At 71.4% G+C, this 18,539-nt stretch carries 20 protein-coding genes; 8 read left to right on the top strand and 12 right to left on the bottom strand.

Annotation, left to right across the window (positions count from 1 at the left end; translation table 11 throughout):
- Positions 1-24: 24 nt before the first annotated feature.
- The 6 genes from N912_RS0126320 to N912_RS0126295 form a co-directional block, all read right to left on the bottom strand.
- The gene (locus N912_RS0126320) at positions 25-678 is read right to left on the bottom strand and encodes a response regulator (protein ID WP_028924744.1); all 654 of its coding nucleotides are present in this window, start codon (positions 676-678) and stop codon (positions 25-27) included.
- A gap of 5 nt (positions 679-683) precedes the next feature.
- Entirely contained in the window at positions 684-1,799 is a 1,116-nt protein-coding gene (gene macS, locus N912_RS0126315) for a MacS family sensor histidine kinase (RefSeq protein WP_028924743.1), read from the bottom strand.
- Complete coding sequence (locus tag N912_RS0126310) at positions 1,800-2,468, bottom strand: LuxR C-terminal-related transcriptional regulator (RefSeq protein ID WP_028924742.1); 669 nt, start codon at positions 2,466-2,468, stop codon at positions 1,800-1,802.
- 167 nt (positions 2,469-2,635) lie between these two features.
- Positions 2,636-3,592: a class I SAM-dependent methyltransferase gene (locus tag N912_RS0126305; protein ID WP_028924741.1), complete on the bottom strand. Its 957-nt coding sequence runs from the start codon at positions 3,590-3,592 to the stop codon at positions 2,636-2,638.
- Between the two features lie 3 nt (positions 3,593-3,595).
- Positions 3,596-4,375 (bottom strand): enoyl-CoA hydratase/isomerase family protein, encoded by a 780-nt coding sequence (locus tag N912_RS0126300; protein ID WP_028924740.1) that lies wholly within the window; start codon positions 4,373-4,375, stop codon positions 3,596-3,598.
- 84 nt (positions 4,376-4,459) lie between these two features.
- Entirely contained in the window at positions 4,460-5,224 is a 765-nt protein-coding gene (locus tag N912_RS0126295) for an ABC transporter ATP-binding protein (RefSeq protein ID WP_051580886.1), read from the bottom strand.
- 80 nt (positions 5,225-5,304) lie between these two features.
- On the opposite strand from N912_RS0126295, the gene glgX reads away from it, so the two are divergent.
- Complete coding sequence (gene glgX, locus N912_RS54740; protein WP_051580823.1) at positions 5,305-7,359, top strand: glycogen debranching protein GlgX; 2,055 nt, start codon at positions 5,305-5,307, stop codon at positions 7,357-7,359.
- Here the strand turns inward: glgX and N912_RS0126285 are convergent.
- The 3 genes from N912_RS0126285 to N912_RS0126275 form a co-directional block, all read right to left on the bottom strand.
- On the bottom strand, positions 7,339-7,866 hold the full coding sequence (locus N912_RS0126285; protein WP_028924738.1) for an SRPBCC family protein: 528 nt from the start codon (positions 7,864-7,866) through the stop codon (positions 7,339-7,341). The genes glgX and N912_RS0126285 overlap by 21 nt on opposite strands.
- Positions 7,863-8,186: an ArsR/SmtB family transcription factor gene (locus N912_RS0126280; protein WP_028924737.1), complete on the bottom strand. Its 324-nt coding sequence runs from the start codon at positions 8,184-8,186 to the stop codon at positions 7,863-7,865. The genes N912_RS0126285 and N912_RS0126280 overlap by 4 nt, the downstream gene beginning before the upstream one ends.
- A 67-nt stretch (positions 8,187-8,253) precedes the next feature.
- On the bottom strand, positions 8,254-8,793 hold the full coding sequence (locus N912_RS0126275; RefSeq protein ID WP_245645428.1) for a CGNR zinc finger domain-containing protein: 540 nt from the start codon (positions 8,791-8,793) through the stop codon (positions 8,254-8,256).
- A gap of 62 nt (positions 8,794-8,855) precedes the next feature.
- Between N912_RS0126275 and N912_RS0126270 the strand changes: the two genes are divergently transcribed.
- Positions 8,856-9,743, top strand: coding sequence for an alpha/beta fold hydrolase (locus N912_RS0126270; protein WP_028924735.1), 888 nt, complete (start codon positions 8,856-8,858; stop codon positions 9,741-9,743).
- On the opposite strand, the gene N912_RS0126265 is transcribed toward N912_RS0126270, so the two are convergent.
- On the bottom strand, positions 9,740-10,864 hold the full coding sequence (locus N912_RS0126265) for a helix-turn-helix domain-containing protein (RefSeq protein WP_028924734.1): 1,125 nt from the start codon (positions 10,862-10,864) through the stop codon (positions 9,740-9,742). The two genes, N912_RS0126270 and N912_RS0126265, sit on opposite strands and share 4 nt — an antisense overlap.
- Before the next feature lie 128 nt (positions 10,865-10,992).
- Between N912_RS0126265 and tgmA the strand changes: the two genes are divergently transcribed.
- The 5 genes from tgmA to N912_RS0126240 are packed head-to-tail and all read left to right on the top strand — an operon-like array spanning position 10,993 to position 15,476.
- A complete protein-coding gene (tgmA, locus tag N912_RS0126260; RefSeq protein ID WP_028924733.1) occupies positions 10,993-11,319 on the top strand; it encodes a putative ATP-grasp-modified RiPP in 327 nt (108 codons plus the stop codon).
- Positions 11,319-12,281 (top strand): ATP-grasp ribosomal peptide maturase, encoded by a 963-nt coding sequence (tgmB, locus tag N912_RS0126255; protein ID WP_028924732.1) that lies wholly within the window; start codon positions 11,319-11,321, stop codon positions 12,279-12,281. The genes tgmA and tgmB overlap by 1 nt, the downstream gene beginning before the upstream one ends.
- Entirely contained in the window at positions 12,268-13,416 is a 1,149-nt protein-coding gene (locus N912_RS0126250) for a methyltransferase domain-containing protein (RefSeq protein WP_028924731.1), read from the top strand. Before tgmB ends, N912_RS0126250 begins: the two co-directional genes overlap by 14 nt.
- 48 nt (positions 13,417-13,464) lie before the next feature.
- Entirely contained in the window at positions 13,465-13,962 is a 498-nt protein-coding gene (locus tag N912_RS0126245; protein ID WP_211261403.1) for a PH domain-containing protein, read from the top strand.
- On the top strand, positions 13,959-15,476 hold the full coding sequence (locus N912_RS0126240) for a PH domain-containing protein (RefSeq protein ID WP_028924729.1): 1,518 nt from the start codon (positions 13,959-13,961) through the stop codon (positions 15,474-15,476). The genes N912_RS0126245 and N912_RS0126240 overlap by 4 nt, the downstream gene beginning before the upstream one ends.
- On the opposite strand, the gene N912_RS54735 is transcribed toward N912_RS0126240, so the two are convergent.
- On the bottom strand, positions 15,429-15,905 hold the full coding sequence (locus N912_RS54735; protein WP_051580821.1) for a MarR family winged helix-turn-helix transcriptional regulator: 477 nt from the start codon (positions 15,903-15,905) through the stop codon (positions 15,429-15,431). The two genes, N912_RS0126240 and N912_RS54735, sit on opposite strands and share 48 nt — an antisense overlap.
- Positions 15,906-15,992: 87 nt before the next feature.
- On the opposite strand from N912_RS54735, the gene N912_RS54730 reads away from it, so the two are divergent.
- Positions 15,993-17,417: an MFS transporter gene (locus tag N912_RS54730; RefSeq protein WP_169747955.1), complete on the top strand. Its 1,425-nt coding sequence runs from the start codon at positions 15,993-15,995 to the stop codon at positions 17,415-17,417.
- A 39-nt stretch (positions 17,418-17,456) separates the two neighbouring features.
- Here N912_RS54730 and N912_RS63760 read toward each other — a convergent pair whose 3' ends face one another.
- Positions 17,457-18,212: a phosphotransferase gene (locus tag N912_RS63760; RefSeq protein ID WP_156994029.1), complete on the bottom strand. Its 756-nt coding sequence runs from the start codon at positions 18,210-18,212 to the stop codon at positions 17,457-17,459.
- Positions 18,213-18,539 lie beyond the last annotated feature (327 nt).

Below are 18,539 nucleotides of genomic sequence, written 5' to 3'. Positions count from 1 at the left end.
CGGCGGCCCCAACCGGTGCGGCGGTCACTCCGGGTCGGCGAGGCCGCGTTCGATGGCGTAGCGGGTCAGCTCGACGCGGTTGTGCAGCTGGAGCTTGCGCAGGGTGCTCTGGACGTGGCTCTCCACGGTTCGGTGCGAGAGGACCAGGCGGGCCGCGATCTGGCGGGCGGTCATTCCCTTGGCGACCAGGCGCAGCACGTCGGTCTCCCGGTCGGTCAGCTTGGGCGCGCCGTCGCCGCGCCGGTCGGCCGAGCGGAACTCGCCGAGCACGAGCCCGGCCAGGCCGGGGGTGAAGACGGCGGCGCCGGCGGCGGTCCGGCGCACCGCGTCCTCCAGCTCGGCGGCGCTGGCCGACTTGACCAGGTAGCCGCTCGCGCCGGCCTTCACCGCCTCCAGCACGTCGCGGTGCTCGCCGCTGGCCGAGAGCACCAGCACCCGGGTCTCGGGCAACGCGGAGAGGATGCCGGCGATCGCGGCCACCCCGGAGGTGTCGCCCAGGTTGAGGTCCATCAGCACCACGCGCGGGCGGGTGGCGGTGGCGATGCGCACGGCGGCGGGCGCGTCGGGTGCGGTGGCCACCACGGCGAACCCCCGGCCGGCCAGGTCGCGGGCCACCCCGTCGCGCCACATCGGGTGGTCGTCGACGATCATCACGCTGATCTCGACAGCGTCCGTCATGTCGGTCACGTCGAGCCCCTCGGTATGTCGAACGTCCACTCGCAGCCCAGGCCGGCGCCGGTGACGCACGCCGCGGCGCCGCCGACGTCCTCGATGCGCCCCCGGATGCTGCGCGCCACGCCCATCCGTCCCTGCGTCCGCGCCTCGTCCAGCCGCCCGTCCGGGATGCCGGGGCCATCGTCGCGCACGCTCACCACCACCCGCTCCCCCAGGTCCTCCAGGAGTATCCAGGCCGGCGCGTCGGGCCCGACGTGCGCGCGCACGTTGTCCAGCGCGGCGCGCACGGCGGCCAGCGTCTCGTTGCCGGCGTGCGCGGGCAGCGGCACCGGCTCGCCGGGCACCGACACCGTCACCGAGGCGGTGGCCAGCGCGGACAGCCGGGCGGCCAGGTCGAGCTGGCCCAGCGGCTGCGCGGCGGGCGGCCCCGTGGTGACCAGCGTGCGCAGCGCGACCTCCTGCTCGCCGGCCAGCACCCCCAGCTCGCCGGCCGCCCCGCCCAGCTCGGCGCCGCGCCGGCGCACCTGGGCGAGCACCTGCAGGACCCCGTCGTGGATGTCGCGCCCCAGCCGCTCGCGCTCCACCATCGCCGCGCGCAGCTCGGTGGCCTGCCGCAGCCGCTCCACCGACCGCCGCAGCACCCCCGCCGCGTACCCGACGGCCACCGAGGCGGCCACCATCAGCAGCAGGTCGGTGATCTCGGTCGGGCCGAGGTAGCCGCGCACCAGCACCACCACGCCCTGCACCAGCAGCGCGGCCAGCACCCCGGGCAGTGGGCCGAAGGCGAGCGCCACCGCCACCACCGCCCCGCTCACCCACACCCCGGGCAGCAGGGCGCCGTGCGAGATCCGCTCCGCGGTGTCCACCAGCGGCACGCTCAGCACGGCGCCCAGCGTGACCACCACGTCCAGAGCCACCAACAACCGCCGGGCCGACGCGAACCGCAAATAGCCGACGCCGCTCAGCCCCGTCCAGGCCACCATCGCCGCCAGCACGGCCAGCGCGCCGGCCGCCGACCGGTAACCCGCGAGATCGATGACGGCCAGCGCCCCCGCGTAGGCCAGCGCGATCAGCCGGTAGCCGACCAGCCCGCGCCACAGCGGGTCGAGCGCTCGCTCGGACACCTATTCGGTGAGGCCCTGGGTGATCGCGTAGCGGACCAGCTCGACGCGATTGTGCAGGTGCAGCTTGCGCAGCGTGTTCTGGATGTGGTTCTCCACGGTGCGCGGCGAGAGGGTCAGCTTGGTGGCGATCTGGCGGGCGGTCAGGCCGGTGGCGACCAGCTTGAGCACCTGGGTCTCCCGCCCGGACAGCCGGGGCACCGAGGCCTGCGGCTCCGGCTCGGCGGCCAGCCGCTGGTACTCGCCGAGCACCAGGTCGGCCAGGCCGGCGGTGAACACCGCGTCACCGGCGGCCGTGCGCTGCACCGCGTCCATCAGCTCGGTCGCGCTGGCGGACTTGACCAGGTACCCGGCCGCGCCGGCCTTGACCGCGTCCAGCACGTCGCGGTGCCCGGCGCGCTCGGAGAGCACCAGCACCCGGGTCTCCGGCATGGTGTTCGCGATGGTCCGGACCGCCTCCACGGCGGACAGCTCGTCCAGGTCGAGGTCCATCACGACCACCTTCGGCTGGGTGGCCGCCGCGATCCTGGCGGTGAACGACGAGTCCGCCACCGTGGCCACCACCGAGAACCCGCGCGCCGTCAGGTCGCGCGCCACGCCCTCGCGCCAGATCGGGTGATCGTCGACGACGACGACTGTGATCGAGCTCGGGTCGTCGTAGGTGGCGCTCATCCGGAGGAGTCCCTTTCCAAGATCCGAGTCACCCGCTCGGCGGCAGACGTGGTCCGTCGGTCGTGCGTAATGGTTCCATCTCGGGGACGCGCGCGCCCCCGGAAAGGGCCCCGGTACACCCGACCGGACTCTTTCCATCCACCACCGCCCCGCCACCTCACATGACATCACATCGGCTTGGTGCCCGTGACCAGTGCGTTGTAGAAGAACTTCTGAGGCACCACGCGACGCAGCAGCCCCGCGTCCAACGCGGACAGCCGCTCCCAGGTGCGCCAGGCGAACATCGCCCAGCCCATCCCGAGCTTGCCGGGCGGCACCGCCGCCTCGAACGTCCGCACCGGCCAGCCGAACAGCGCGGCGGTCAGCTCCTCGGTGGCCACCCGCGCGTCCGGGGCGCCGGCCGAGCGGGCCATCGCCGCCAGCTCGTCCGGGTCGAAGGTGTGGATGTCCACGACTGCCTCCAGCGCCGCCGCCCGGGACGACTCGTCCAGCTCGGACTGCGAACGCCGCCACTCCCGCAGCGGGCCGAGACGGGTCAGGTTCGTGGTGGCCAGCCAGGTCAGGTGGCCGAGCTTGCGGGCGTAGGTGTCGCCGATCCGGGTCGGCTCGCCGGCGAACACGAACCGCCCGCCCGGTCGCAGCACGCGCAGCACCTCGCGCAGCGCGGCCGGCACGTCCGGGATGTGGTGCAGCACGGCATGCCCGACGACCAGGTCGAACGTGTCGTCCTCGTACGGGATCCGCTCCGCGTCGGCCACCTTGCCGTCCACATCGAGCCCGAGCCCCGCCGCGTTGCGCAGCGCCACCTGGACCATGCCCGGCGACAGGTCGGTCACCGAGCCGCGCGTGGCCACCCCGCCCTGCATGAGGTTGAGCAGGAAGAACCCGGTGCCGCAGCCCAGCTCCAGGGCGTGCTCGTACGGCCACCCGCGCCGGCCGGCGATCAGCTCGAAGCGCCCGGTGGCGTAGTCGATGCAGCGCTCGTCGTAGGAGATCGACCACTTCTCGTCGTACGAGCCGGCCTCCCAGTCGTGGTAGAGCACGTTGGCCAGCTTCGGGTCGCTGCGCGCGGCCTCCACCTGCTCGGCGCTGGCGTGCGGGTTCGGCGCCGGGTCAGCTGACATCGGTCAACGCCCCACGAACTGGGCCTTGCCCGGGCCGTTGGCCACGAACGACTCCATGCCGATCGTCTGGTCCTCGGTGGCGAACAGCGCGGCGAACAGCTCGCTCTCCAGGTTCAGCCCGGAGCGCAGGTCGCCGTCCAGGCCGCCGTCGATGGCCTTCTTGGCCGCCGCCAGCGCCTGCGCCGGTCCACTCGCGAACCGCCCGGCCCAGGCCCGCGCCGCCGTGTACACGTCGTCGGGGGCGACCACCTCGTCGACCATGCCGATGGCCAGCGCCTCCTCGGCGTCGACGAACCGCCCGGTGTAGATGACGTCCTTGGCCCGCGCCGGCCCGACCAGCCGCGCGAGTCTCTGAGTGCCGCCCGCGCCGGGGATGATGCCGAGCAGGATCTCCGGCTGGCCGACCTTCACGTTGTCCCCGGCCACCCGCCGGTCGCAGCACAGCGCGAGCTCGTACCCGCCGCCCAGGGCATAGCCCGTGATCGCGGCCACCGTCGGCTTCGGGATCTCCGCCACGGCGCTCAGCGAGCTCGACAACGCCCGCGCCCTGGCGGCCATGTCCACATAGGACATGTCCGCCATCTCCTTGATGTCCGCGCCGGCCGCGAACACCTTCTGGCCGCCGTAGACGATCACGGCCCGCACGTCGGCGCGCTCGGCCGCCTCGGTCGCCGCGGCCCGGATCTCCTCCTGGACCTGCTTGTTCAGCGCGTTCATCGGCGGCCTGTCCAACCGGATGGTGCCGATCGCGCCGTCCACCTCGAGCCGTACGAACTCACCCACGCCTGCCGTGCCTCCTCACATAGCCGTGAGTGGCTAGAGGCGCCATAGCACCTCTAGCCACTCACGGGTGCGTCAGCGCGCACCCTACCCTCGGCGCGCGCTGTACCGCCCGTCCTCGTGGCGCACCCGCAGCGGCAGGCCGAAGGTGCGGGTCAGGTTCTCGTCGGTGATCACGTCCGCGAGCAGGCCCTGCGCGACGACACCCCCGGAACGCAGGAGCAGGGCGTGGGTGTACCCGGGCGGGATCTCCTCCACGTGGTGGGTGACCAGCACGCTGGCCGGCGCCGTGTCGTCCAGCGCCAGTTCGGACAGCCGCCCGACCAGGTCTTCCCGGCCGCCCAGGTCGAGCCCGGCCGCCGGCTCGTCGAGCAGCAGCAGCTCCGGGTCGGCCATCAGCGCGCGGGCGATGAGCGTCCGCTTGCGCTCGCCCTCGGACAGGGTGCCGAACGGGCGGCTGACCAGCGGCCACATCCCCATCGCGTCGATCAGCTTGTCCGCGCGGGCCAGGTCGAGGGAGTCGTACTGCTCGCGCCACCTGCCCAGCAGCGCGTACCCGGCGCTGACCACCACGTCGCGCACGATCTCGTCGCCGGGCACCCGGCCGTTCAGGGCGGACGAGCAGAACCCGATCCGGGGCCGCAGCTCGAACACGTCCACCCGGCCGAGCCGCTCGCCGAGCAGGTGCACCGCGCCCGCGCTCGGATGCAGCTCGGCGGCCGCCATGCGCAGCAACGTGGTCTTGCCGGCACCGTTCGGCCCGAGCACCACCCATCGCTCGTCCAGCTCCACCGACCAGTCCAGGTCCCGCACCAGCGTGGCCGGGCCCCGCCGCACGGACACGTCGTCCATCCGGATGACGAGGTCCGTCAGATCCGGTGTCACATCGGTTCGCTCGCCGCTCTCGCCCACGGGCCCTATCCTTACCGATGATGTCGTCCGACGAGCGCACAGCACGCCTCGCCGCGCCGCCGGGCAACACGGTTTTTCCGCTCGGCGCGCACCTGACCGATCTCGGCGCGCGCTTCTCGGTGGCTTCCACCAGCGCCGATGCCGTGGAGTTGTGCCTGGTCGAGCTGCCCGAGGACGGCGAAGGGCCGCCGGTGGAGCGGCGGGTGGAGCTGACTGAGCGGACCTTCGGTGTGTGGCACGGCACAGTCGAGGGGCTGCGCGCCGGGCAGCTCTACGGGTACCGGGTGCACGGCCGCTACGACCCGGCCGCCGGGCTGTGGACGAACCCGGCCAAGATCCTTGTCGACCCCTACGCCCGCCGTATCACCGGCCGCCTGGTGGCGTTGGAGCCCGCGCTGGCCTACGCCGAGGACCCCGTGCACGGCCCGCCGAGCACTGTCGACTCGCTGGGCTCGGTGCCGCTGTCGGTACTCACGGACAACCCTCCGACGGCCGAGCCGGGACCGGGCGTCCCCTGGTCGGACACGGTGATCTACGAGCTGCACGTGCGCGGGTTCACCAAGCTGCATCCGGACGTCCCTGAGGAGCACCGGGGCACCTACCTCGGGCTGGCCCATCCCGCCGTGCTGGAGCACCTGCTGCGGCTGGGCATCACCGCCGTCGAGCTGCTGCCGGTGCACGCGTTCGCCGACGAGCACGAGCTGGCGCGCCGGGGCCAGCGCAACTACTGGGGCTACTCGACGCTGGGCTTCCTGGCCCCGCACGCCGGGTACGCCTCGGCGCCGGGCAACGAGGTCGACGAGTTCCGGGCCATGGTCGCGGCGCTGCACGCGGCGGGCATCGAGGTGATCCTCGACGTGGTCTACAACCACACCTGCGAGGGCGGCGTGCACGGGCCGTCGCTGAGCTTGCGGGGCCTGGACTCGCCGGCCTACTACGCCCGCGACGGGCACGGCGACCTGGTCAACATCACCGGCTGCGGCAACACCCTCGACCCCGCCTCCCCCGCCGTGGCCCGGCTGGTCTGCGACTCGCTGCGGTACTGGGCGGGGCTGGGCGTGGACGGGTTCCGGTTCGACCTGGCCAGCGTGCTCGGCCGACCCGGCGGCGGTGCGTTCGACCCGCGCGCCGGGCTGCTCACGATGATCGCGGCGGACCCGGTGCTGGCCACCCGCAAGCTGATCGCCGAGCCGTGGGACGCCACCGGCGAGGGCTACCGGCTGGGCGGGTTCCCCACGCAGTTCTCGGAGTGGAACGACAGGTTCCGGGGCACCGTGCGGGACTTCTGGCGCGGCGCGAGCGGGGTGAGCGAGCTGGCGTCGCGGTTGACCGGGTCGTCGGACATCTACGCCACGACCGGCCGCCGGCCCTGGGCGTCGGTCAACTTCGTCACCGCGCACGACGGGTTCACCCTGCGCGACCTGCTCTCCTACCAGCGCAAGCACAACTGGCCCAACGGCGAGCAGAACCGCGACGGCACCGACGACAACAGGTCGCAGAACTTCGGCATCGAGGGCGAGACCGGCTCGCCGGCCATCCGGGCCGAGCGGCTGCGCACCGCGCGGGCGATGCTGGCCACCCTGCTGCTGTCCACCGGCACGCCGATGCTCACCGCCGGCGACGAGCGCTGGCGCACCCAGCGCGGCAACAACAACGCCTACTGCCAGGACAACGCGACCTCCTGGACGAGCTGGGCGCCGGACCCGGAGGCCGAGGCGCTGACCGCGTTCACCGCCAGGCTGCTCGCGCTGCGCTTCGACCCGCGGGCCCCGGACCGGCAGCGGTTCTTCTCACCGAAGGACGTCGTGTGGTGGCACCCGGAAGGGCGACCGCTCGTCGAGGACGACTGGCACGACTGGGACGCCCGCACGCTCGGCATGCTCGCGGGCGAGCGCTGGATGCTGGTGCTGCACGCCGGCGCCGAGCCCGTCGAGCTCGTGCTCCCCGACGTGCCGCTCGCGCCGGTGCTGGACAGCAACAGCCCGGACGGCACGCCGGCGGACACCCGGCAGGCGCCCGCCGGCGCCACGATCACGGTGCCGGCGCGGACCGCGCTACTGCTGTTCGGCCCCTGAGAACTCCCGCCAGGACGGGTAGTTCGGCGCGACCTCGTCGTAGCGGGCCTGCCAGTTCGGGATCGGCCGGCCGGCCAGGTGCGCCTCCATCCGGTCGAAGAACGCGTGCGTGCCCGGGATGAAGCCGTGGGCGGAGCCGGTGTCGATGCCCCGGTGGGTGAAGGTGAGCGCCGTTCCGCCGTCCTCCTCGGCGAGCTCGTAGCGCACCGTCCCGCCGTGCTTGAGGATCGCCTGGTTCCACTCGTGCTCGAACACCTTCGGCGGGTCCCAGACCAGGATCCGCCCGGTCATCCGCTTGCGCTCGGGCGGTGCCGGCGGCTCGGTGGCGACCATCTCGATCTCGCCGCCGACCCGAGGATCGATGGTCGTCGGGCCGAACCAGTCCTTTCGCGACTCCGGGTCCGTGATCGCCGCCCAGACCGCGTCGATCGGGTACGGCAGGTGCCGCACGAAGGTCATCGTGGCCTTGTCGCCGTCGATGGTCAGGGTGCCGGTGCGCTCGCTCATGTCTCGTCCTTGGTGTCGTGGGTTCTGGCCAGGTGGCGTTCGAGGGCGTCGAGGTGGTCGGCCCAGTACCGGCGGTAGCGGCCGATCCACCTGTCGATCTCGACCAGCCCGTCGGCGCGCAGCGCGTAGATCCGCCGCTGCGCGTCCGGCCGCACCTCGACCAGCCCGACCTCGCGCAGCACCCGCAGGTGCCGCGACACCGCCGGCTGCGTCAGATGGGGAAGCAGCGCGACCAGCTCACCGGCGGACCGCTCGCCGCCGGACAGCTCGTCCAACAGCGCCCGCCGGCTCGGCTCCGCAACGGCCTCGAACACGTCCATGCCGTTTAGTATCACATCGAGCGTATATACGTGCAAGCAAATACAGCCAGCCTCCAGGTCGGCCGTCTCAGTCGGGTTGCCGTGCCTTCAGCGCGTCCTTCTTGGCGCGGTTCCCGCACGTGTTCATCGAGCACCAGCGCCGGCGCCCCGGGCGTGAGGCGTCGACGAACAGCGCCCCGCAGTCGGTTCCGGCGCACTGCCGAACCCGGGCGAGCAGCGGTGAGAACGTGAGGTCCAGGGCATCGCGGGCGACCAGCGACAACGTGGCCGCGATCGGGTCGTCGGCACGCCAGCGCAACCGCCCGTCATCGGCGACGGCGGGGGCCGGCGGAGGCAGCCTCGCGGCGGCGTTGACGATGTCCCGCGCCGATGCCGGACACGGGACTCCACGGCGCGCCGAGTCGATGACGGTCCGGATCGCCTCCCGCAGCCGCCGAGCCCCCTCGACGCGGCCGTCGTCCGGTGGCACGGGCACCGTGTCGAACGGGCCGAACTGCTCGACCCAGGCCGCCAGCGCCTGCGCGTCGGACAGCTCCTCCACGGTCTCGTGCCGCAGCGTACGCAGGTAGTCGAGGCACATCCGCCCCGAGCCTTGCCGGAATCTCACATCCGGATCGTAACTCAAGAACCGGTTTGACAGGTTCCAAGCTGAACCAGTTAAATCGGTTCATGCTCGAGGACCGGTACTCCGACGACGCCCTGGCTCGCTCGCTGCCCGGCGACTTCCGCGCAGCGACCGCCGTGGTCAACGGCACCCGCCTGCACTACGTCTCCGGTGGCCGCGGGTACCCGCTGGTGCTGCTGCCGGGATGGCCGCAGACGTGGTGGCAGGCGCGCAAGATCATGCCGCTGCTGGCAGAGCGCTACCGCGTCATCGTGATCGAGCTGCGCGGAATGGGCGGCTCGGCCGCTCCCGCAACGGGTTACGACAAGAAGGCGATGGCCGCCGACATCGCCGCCCTGGTCCGCCAACTCGGATACGACCGGGTAAACCTCGCCGGGCACGACATCGGCTCGATGGTCGCATTCAGCCTGGCCGCCAACCATCCGGAACTGGTCCGCAAACTCGCAATGCTCGAGGAGCCACATCCCGATCGGCACCTCTATGACCTGACGCTGCTCCCCGAGCCCGGCAAGGAACGGCTGCAGCGCTGGTGGTTCGCGTTCAACCAGGTGGAGTTGCTGCCAGAACAGCTGCTGGCGGGCCGCGCCCGGCATCTCATCGACTTCCTCTGTACGCGAAATCTCCGCAATCCCGGCGCAATCGGTGAATTCGACCGAGAGGTCTATGCCCGTGCCTACTCCCGTCCCGAAGCGATCCGGGCCGCCGGCGGCTGGTACCGCACCTTCGCTCAGGACATCACGGACCTGGCCACCTACGCACCCGTCACGACTCCCATTGCCGCACTGCACTTTCCCGGCCACACCGACCTGTTGACAAGCCTTGCCGAGACGGCCACCGACTTCCACGGCATCGAGATCCCCGACACCGGCCACTACCTGGCCGAAGAACAACCGCACCGAGTCTCCGAGACCCTGACCACCTTCTTCGACTAACCGGCCGTCCCGGAAAGAAGCCGCTCGACGTCGCCGACGCGAGCGTGCAGCCGCGCCGAGTTGATCTCCTCCGCCGACCGCCGAGCGCTCGTGATCACTTCCCGGGCCGCGTCGAGCACCCCCGCCCGTGCGTAGGCCTCCGCGAGCCAGCTCCGGTACAACGCCACCTCGCGGGTGTGTTCGGCCTGGTAGCCGGCGATCGCGTTGGTCAGCAGCGGTTCGGCGGCGGTCGGGTCACCCAGCTCGATGAGGCACCGCCCGGCCATCACGTCGATCTCCTTGCGGTCCAGCCAGTAGACCCACTCGGGCTCCGGGATCCCCAGCGACCGCCCGTCGTACGCCGCGTCGACGGCATCGAGCGCGCGCAGCGCCCCGTCGCGGTCGCGGGACCGAGCGCACGCCCAGGCCACCCGCTCCCACAGCAGCGCCCGCACCACCGGCGACGCCTCTTCGGCGCCCTTGACCGCCGACCGTGCGAGCAGGACGGCATCCGCCGGGTCCCCCACGTTCGCAACCTGGTAGCTCAGCGACGACAGCAGCTGCCCCGCCAGCCCACGGTCACCCGCCGCGCTCGCGGCCGACACACCGCCCAGGTACAACCCCTGAGCCGCCAGGTACTCACCGGCATCACTGGCGACCCAGCCGGCAAGCTGCGCCAACTCACCGACCGCCGTCAGCAACCGCCGCCCGGTCCGCTCATCAAAGCTCGCCGAACCAACGAGCCCGCGCACGTCCACAAGCTCGCGCTGAACCACCGGGAAAAGATCACCCCCGCCGACGACATCGTCGAGATGACGCAGCTCCACCACCCGCGCCTCGACCTCCCCCGCCAGCTCGGCCCCGACCCGCCGCCCGGCGGAGGTGTGCACGACGACCGGTGAGTCAGCGACCAACCACTCGTGAGCCACCCGCAACGGCACTTCCGACGGCCCGTACAGAGCTTCAGGCGAGACGCCGAGCGCCCGTGAATAGGCGACGACATGCTCGGGACTGATCGTGCGCCGCCCGGTCTCCAACAGGCCGAGCAGGGACTTGCTGTAGTGGGTCCGCGCGGCCATCGCGGACAAGCTGAGTCCGGCGGCCTCGCGGGCCGCGCGGAGGTTGGGGCCGAGAGCGACCATCGGTCATCACCTGTAGACGCGAGTAGACGCCCAGCTCGTTCACAACACGCCGGACAGCGACCAGGCTACTGGACCGAATACAACACTGATCGGTTACCGGTCGGCCATCATCAAGAGAGAGTCGCGACATGTCTGAACTGATCGACACGTCCGTTGTGGACCCGCTCGCGCCGGGAACCGGCCGTTTCGCGTTGAACGGCGCAACCTTCGCCGGCCACCGTGACGACGTTCCTTCACCGGTCGGAATGCGCCCGTGGGGCCTGCGCAGGGCGCGCCCGGCCGGAGTAGGCCGCACTTTGCCGGCGTGGCGATACGACGAGAAGCAGCAGAAGGCCGTCGATCTCGACGGGCGCCCCCTGATCGAGCTTCCTGTCGGCGCCGACCCCACCGCCGAGACCACGTCAACCGTCGACGGGGAGGACGGACCCAGCTCGGAAGACTGGGACAACGACTGATGACAATCCTCATTCTGGCGCCGGAGCGTGACATCAGCGCCGATTGCATGGTGAGGACGCTGGAACGTCGCGGAGTCCCGATTGTGCGTTTCGACACCGCGTGGTTTCCGGAACGTGCGAGCATCGATGCCGAGCTTCGCGACGGCCACTGGACCGGCGCGCTCACCGTTGGCGAGCGCGGCGTGAGGCTCGAAGCCCTGCGGTCGATCTGGTACCGCAACCCTTCCGCGTACAAGTTCCCCGCATATCTGTCCGCGACCGAGCGACATTGGGCTATGAGCGAAGCCAAACTCGGCATCGGAGGCGTTCTGTTCGCCCTACCGGTGTTGTGGCTCAACTACCCGGCGCGAATCGCCGACTGCTACAAGCCCTTGCAGTTGGTGACGGCGGCACGGTGCGGGCTGACCGTTCCTCATACGCTGATCACTAATCGGCCCGATGCGGTTCGCCGGTTCGCCGGCGAAGGCGAGACGGTCGCGAAGGCGCTCGGAGCGGCGGCGATCACCGAGGAAGGCGGCCGAAAGACCACGTTCACCCACCGGCTCGATGAAGCAGACCTCGGCGACCTGCGGGGTATCGAGGTCACCGTCCACCAGTTCCAGCGATGGGTTCCCAAGGCGCACGATGCACGGGTGTTCGTAGTGGGCGAGCGAGTGTTTGCTGCCGCCATCCACGGCGGGAGCGAGGACACGTACGTGGACTGGCGCAACGACTACTCCGCGCTGCATTACGAGCGGCTCGAACCTCCCACAAGTGTACTGGCGAGCACGCTCGAATACTGCATCCTTTTCGGCCTGATGTATGGTGCGTTCGACTTCGTGGTTCGCCCGGACGGGGAATGGGTGTTCTTGGAATGCAATTCCGGTGGCCAGTTCGGGTGGATCGAGGATGCCGTCGGAGCGCCGATCACAGGGACGATCGCTGACCTGCTTCAGGAAGGACCGTCGGGTGCGCGCTGCTGATGCGGACTGGCGGGAGCACGCGCGGCGACTGGCCGACACCATCGCGGCCGAGGGTGTGTTGCGTGACCCGGCGTGGCGAGCCGCGCTCGAAGCCGTCCCCCGGCATGTCTTCGTCCCGCGCTTCTACACCCAGCGACGACCGGGAGGCGAGCCACTCGAGACCACCGCCGAGTCCGAAGGTTGGCTCGGCGCGGTGTACCGGAACGAGCCGTTGGTCACCGCATTGGCGGCGACCTCGTCCGGCAGCCGGATCCCGGTGTCCTCGTCGACCAAACCGGGCCTGATGATCCGCATGCTCGAAGCCCTCGACCTCGCCTACGGCCACCGCGTGCTGGAGATCGGCACCGGCACCGGCTACAACGCGGCGCTGCTGGCGCACCGGCTGGGCGACCGGGGCGTGTTCTCGGTCGACATCGGCGCCGAGCTGGTCGCCGACGCTCGTAAGAGGCTCGCCGGCCTCGGGCTGGCCCCGACGCTGGTCGCGGCCCACGGCGCCGAAGGCCTACCTGGGCATGCGCCGTTCGACCGGATCATCGCCACCTGCTCGGTGCCCGCCATCCCGGCGGCCTGGGCCGAGCAGTTGACCGAAGGCGGACTGGTGCTCGCCGACGTCAAGCGCGACCCACACGCGGGGAACCTGGCAGTGCTGCGGCGGTACGCAGACCGGCTCGAAGGCCGGTTCCTGCCGAAATGGGCCGGGTTCATGGCCATCCGCGATGCCGACACCGCGCCAGAGCACCACCACACCGTGACCGTCGAGATCGAGGCCGGCTCACGCTCCACCACGGCGCTCGACCCGTCGCCGTGGAACGCGACCGTTCAGTGGCTCCTTACCCATCCCCGGCTGCCGGGCGACCTCACCTTCGGCTACCGGAACGGTGGCCGGTGGGCGTTCTTCACGGTGTGTGACGGCTCCTGGTGCGCGGTGCGGACGGAAGCGGATCAAGACGGCATCCGAGAGGTCCGCCAGTCCGGGCGCACCGCCATCTGGGACGAGTTCACGCGCGCCCACCAGCGCTGGGAGGACGACGGGCGGCCGGGATGGGACCGCCTGGGCCTGACCGTGCTGGCCGACGGGACGCACCGCGTCTGGCTCGACCGGCCGGACGGCGACGCGCGCTGGGAACTGCCGTGATGGCGGGTCGTACGGGCTGGTCGGCGTGGGATTGGGCAGAGTAGAGGGGTGGATGTGACACGGTCGGCGCCGCCGCTGCGCCCGCCCGAGCACCGGGTCGACCCGCGCGCGCCGCGCTGGTGGACGGTGGGGGCGCTGGGGACGGTCGGCGCGGCGGTCGCGGTCGAGGCGGTGGCGCTCGCGCTGGTCGGGTCGGGGTGGCTGGTCGGGCTGCTGGTCGCGACGGTGGTGGTGGGGACGGGCTACGTGGTGGTCATGCCGCGCTGGCGGTACCGGGTGCACCGCTGGGAGGCCGACGAACGGGCGGTGTACACGCTCGACGGGTGGCTGTGGCTGCGGTGGCGGGTGGCGCCGATCTCCAGGATCCAGACCATCGACACCGCCCGCTCGCCGTTGCAGCGGCTGTTCGGGCTGGCCAGCGTCACGGTGACGACGGCGTCCTCGGCGGGCGCGGTGCGGATCGAAGGGCTGGACGAACACGCGGCGGCCGAGCTGGCGCGCCGGCTCACCGAGATCACCCACCGCGACCACGGGGACGCCACGTGACGGCGGCGGACCGGCCCGAGTGGCGGCGGCTGGACCCCCGGATGCTCGCGGTGTTCCCGTTGAAGGTGGCCGGCGGACTCATCCCGGTGCTGGCCGTGCTCGTGATCACCGGGCAGGGCGACGGCGGGTGGCGGCTGCTGGGCGCGCTGGGCACGCCCGCGGTGCTGGTCGTCGTCGGCGCGGTGCGCTGGTACACGGTCCGCTACCGGGTCGGCGCCGAGCGGGTCGAGCTGCGCAGCGGCCTGCTCGCCCGCCAGCAGCGCTCGCTGCGCAGGGACCGGGTGCGCACCGTCGACCTGCGGGCCAGCCCGGTGCACCGGCTGTTCGGGCTCAGCGTGGTCGAGATCGGCACCGGATCCACGGCCGCCAAGGAGGGACGGCTGAGCCTGGACGCGGTCAGCTCGGCCGAGGGCGAACGGCTGCGGCGCGAACTGCTGGACCGCACGAGCGGACCCCACCCGGCCGCGAGCACCCCGACACCGAGCACAGACGAAGGCGCCACGGTGGCCCAGCTCGACCTGGCCTGGCTGCGGTTCGCGCCGCTCACCACCTCCGGGCTGGTGGCCGTCGGCGCGGTGGTCGGCACCGCGTTCAAGATCGCGGGCGACGCCGGCCTCAACCCCGTGGACCTGGCCCTGGCCGCCGGCGGCCCGCTCACCAGGGCGCCGCTGTGGCTGGCGATCACGCTGCTCACGGCGGCGGTGCTGGTGGTCGCGGCGCTCGGCTCGCTCGCGGTGTACCTGGAGGGCTGGTGGCGCTACCGGCTGACCAGGGAGGCGGACGGCACGCTGCGGCTGCGGCGCGGGCTGCTGACCACCCGCTCGCTGTCCATCGAGCAGCGGCGGATGCGCGGCGCCGAGGTCTCCGAGCCGCTGGCGCTGCGGCTGGCCGCCGGCGCCCGCTGCACCGCACTCACCACCGGCCTGGACACCGGCACGAGCGGCGGAGGCGCGCTCCTCCCCCCGGCGCCGAGGTCACACGCACACCGGGTGGCCGCCGCCGCGCTGCTGCTGGACGACCCGGCCAACGCCACCGCCGCCCCACTGGTGCGCCACCCGCCGGCCGCCCTGCGCAGGCGCCTGACCAGGGCCACACTGCCGGCGCTCGCGTTAGCACTGGCCGCCTGGCTGCTGCGCGACGAGCTGCCGGTGTGGCCGTCCGCGCTCCTGGCCGTCCCGGTGGCCGCGCTGCTCGGCGCCGACCGCTACCGCAACCTCGGCCACGCGCTGCGCCGGGAGTACCTGGTGATCGGCTCGGGCTCGCTGGTCCGCAGGCGGGTGGCCGTGTCCCGCCGGGGCATCATCGGCTGGCGGCTGCGGCAGAGCCCGTTCCAGCGCTGGGCCGGCGTCGTCACCCTCGACGCGGTGACCGCCGCCGGCGCCGGCCACTACTCGGTGGTCGACATCTCACCGGCGCGCGCCGTCGAACTGGTCGAGCAGATCAACCCCGCCCTGCTCGTCAACCCGTCAGGGCCGACGGGCGAACGCGTCGGTCAGCCGCTCCAGCGCGGGTAACGCCTCCACCAGCGCATCGGCGGTCTGCTCGGGCAGCCGCGCGACGATCCCGACCAGGATCTCGGTGCGCCGCTCGCGGATCCGGGCGCTCTTGCGCTGCCCCTCCGCCGTGGCCGTCGCGACCACGCCGCGCTGGTCGGCGCTCGCCGCCGAGCGGGTGATCAGCTCCTTCTGCTCCAGCGCGCCCAGCACCCGCGACAGCATCGTCGGGTTGATGCCTTCGAGCTCGGCGACCGAGGAGATCCGGATCGGCCCCCGCACCGCGATGGCGCCGAGCACCGACGCCTGGGTGGGCGTCAGCTCCTCGGTCGAGGCAGACTGGTTCATCGACCGGGCCAGCTGCAGGATCACCCGGCGCAGCCGCGCGGCCGCGTCGGCGTCGAAGGCCGGGGCGGCCGAAGCGTCCGCCGTGCTCGTTCCCTGTTGCACCGCTCCATGAAACCAGGACGAACCCGCCCGCGATGCCACCGCCCGTGCTTTAATTGCTTGCCGATAGGCAATCAACGGAGGGTCGGGGTGACCGAGACGTCGAGCGCGCGCCACAAGATCGACGTACCCAGGAAACCCGAGCCGGCCCCACGGCCCAGGCGGAGCATGCGATGGCTGGTGTTCGTCACCGTGGCGCTCGCGCTGCTGATGATCTCCATCGACCAGACCTCGGTGGCCACCGCGCTGTCGGCGATGCAGCAGGACCTGGGGTCGAGCCTGGCCTGGACCGGCTGGACGATCACGGCCTACGCGCTCGGCCAGATCCTGGTGCTGCCGCTGGCCGGGCCGATGGGCGACAGGTTCGGCACCCGACGAGTGTTCCTGCTGGCCATCGCCGCGTTCACGGTGATGTCCGTGCTGTGCGGGCTCTCCTCCGGGATGGTCCAGCTGATCGTCTGGCGGCTGCTGCAGGGGCTCTCCGGCGGCGTCCTGCTGCCCACCGCGACCGGGATCATCGCCGCCGAGTTCGGCCGCGACCGGGACCGGGCGATCGCGCTGTTCAGCACCGTGTTCCCGGTCGGCGCGATCCTGGGGCCGCTGGCCGGCGGGATCATCCTCACGGTGGCGTCCTGGCGGGAGATCTTCTTCGTCAACGTCCCGGTCGGGGTCCTGCTGGTCTGCGTGGGCCGGGCGCTGATCCGCGAGCCTCCGCGCGCCGAGGTGGCCGGGGTGGACCTGGTCGGGGTCGGCTGGCTCACCGTCCTGTTGCTGTCCGGCATGGTCGCGATCACCCGCATCGGGGCGCTCGGCGACGGCTGGCTCGGACCGGCCTCGGTGGCGGCGGCCTCGGTCGTGTCGGTGGTCGCGGGCCGGTACCTGCTGCGCCACCTGCACCGGCACCCGAATCCGATCATCCCGCCTCGGCTGCTGACCGGCGGCCACCTCGGCCTGATGAACGTGATGAACGTGCTGTTCGGGGCCGCGGTGCTGGGCTTCGCCGCGCTGGTCCCGCACTACGCGCAGATCCGCTACGGGACGGCGCCGCTGGTCGCCGGCGGCCTGCTGACCGTGCGCGCGGTGTTCATGATCGGCTCGTCCGGGGTCGCCATCGTCCTGCTGCGCCGCCTGGGGCACCGGCCGCTGCTGATCGCGGGGCTGGCCGCGATCACCGTCGCGCTGGCGCTCACCGCGCTGCCGCCGTTGCTGGGCGGCCCGGCGTTCTGGCTGTCCGTGGGCGCGGCCGTGCTGGGGCTCGGGATGGGCCTCGCCGCGCCCGCGTCGAACAACGCCGGGATGCACCTCGTGCCGGAGAAGGCGTCGGCGGTGTCCGGCCTGCGGGTGATGTTCCGCCAGACCGGGTCGATCGTCGCCATCTCGGTGGTGACCGCCGTCAGCTCGGCGGCGGCGGACCCGGCGGCGGCCAACACCGTCGCGTTCTTCGCGCTGGCCGCCGTGATGACGGCCGCCACCGTCCTCGCCGCGCGCATCCCCAACCAGCGCGGCCGCTGGTAAGGGGTGGTGTGGCGAGTGTTGGCTGTAAAACGGGAAACTTCATGTGCCAAGCCAGGCCAAGTAGTTTTCCCATGTGGTTGCCAAGGCCACGCCGCTTCCTCGCGCTAGAGACGCCCTAATCTTCGCATAAATGGCCAATTCCTTGTCGCTGGCCTTACGGAATGTCGGTATGGTTCGCGCCCATTCTTCGGCTTGTCGTGGCGAGTGTCCCGCTTGCATCAGCCGCACAATCATGGATGCCGCGTCCAGCCAGGCGGCCCCTTTGGTTGGCCATGCCCAATCGACGATTCGTAGCTGTTCGCCTACGATGAAGTTGTCCGCGGTGAGGTCGGTATGAACGAGACTATCTCCGCTGATGGCCGCGAGCGCTGCGGGGTCGTCCGCGAGGTGTGCCCATCTTTTCTCCGCAGGCAGCACAGGCAGCTCGAGACAAGCAGTCTGGGACAGGTCTGAGATTGCGGACGCTATGGCCGGGAGATCGTCAGATCCGGGTGAGAGTATGGCGGACCGACCTTCGATGTACTCGAACGCCATGAGTAGATATTCACCGACGTTCGCATGCCATCGGAGTTGAGGGGCGATACCGGGCAAATACGACTGAACCTTGACTTCAATCCCGGCCTTCTCACCTCTCGCACCCTTCAAGAAGAAGCGACCAGTAGATTCGGTGGTCAGAATAAGCGTGATCTCCGCCGATCCGGCGTTTACCGGTTCCGCGGAGATCAGCCCGTCCACTCGGCGAGAGATGAAGTTCCGAATGTCATCTGGAAGGTCCTGCCAGCGGACAGCGGTCATGCCGGCATACTACGGTGAACCGTGGCACGTAGCGTGGCACTGGTGGCACTTCGACTCGTTGTCGCAGTCGGCCGTGTCGTCCACCGTCCAGAGTTGCATGTCGATCGGGTACCCAGTCGCCTTAAGGGCCTCGACCGTCCTGGCTAACGCTGTGCCCGATCGGATGTCCTCGTTGCAGATCGGATTATGGTGGATGAACTCACCCGCTACCTTGTTGCAAAATTCCGCATACTCGGCAGTGTGTAGTATAAACGTGTGCCAGCCGACATCTACCTTCTTCGTTGGCGAGAGTTGAGCGTCCCGGCTGCGAGCGCACGCCTTGAGAAA

Origin of the sequence: Actinospineispora acaciae DSM 45401, from assembly GCF_000620785.1 — a bacterium.
GTDB classification, from domain to species: domain Bacteria; phylum Actinomycetota; class Actinomycetes; order Mycobacteriales; family Pseudonocardiaceae; genus Pseudonocardia; species Pseudonocardia acaciae.
This window is presented reverse-complemented; position numbering and strand designations above follow the sequence as displayed.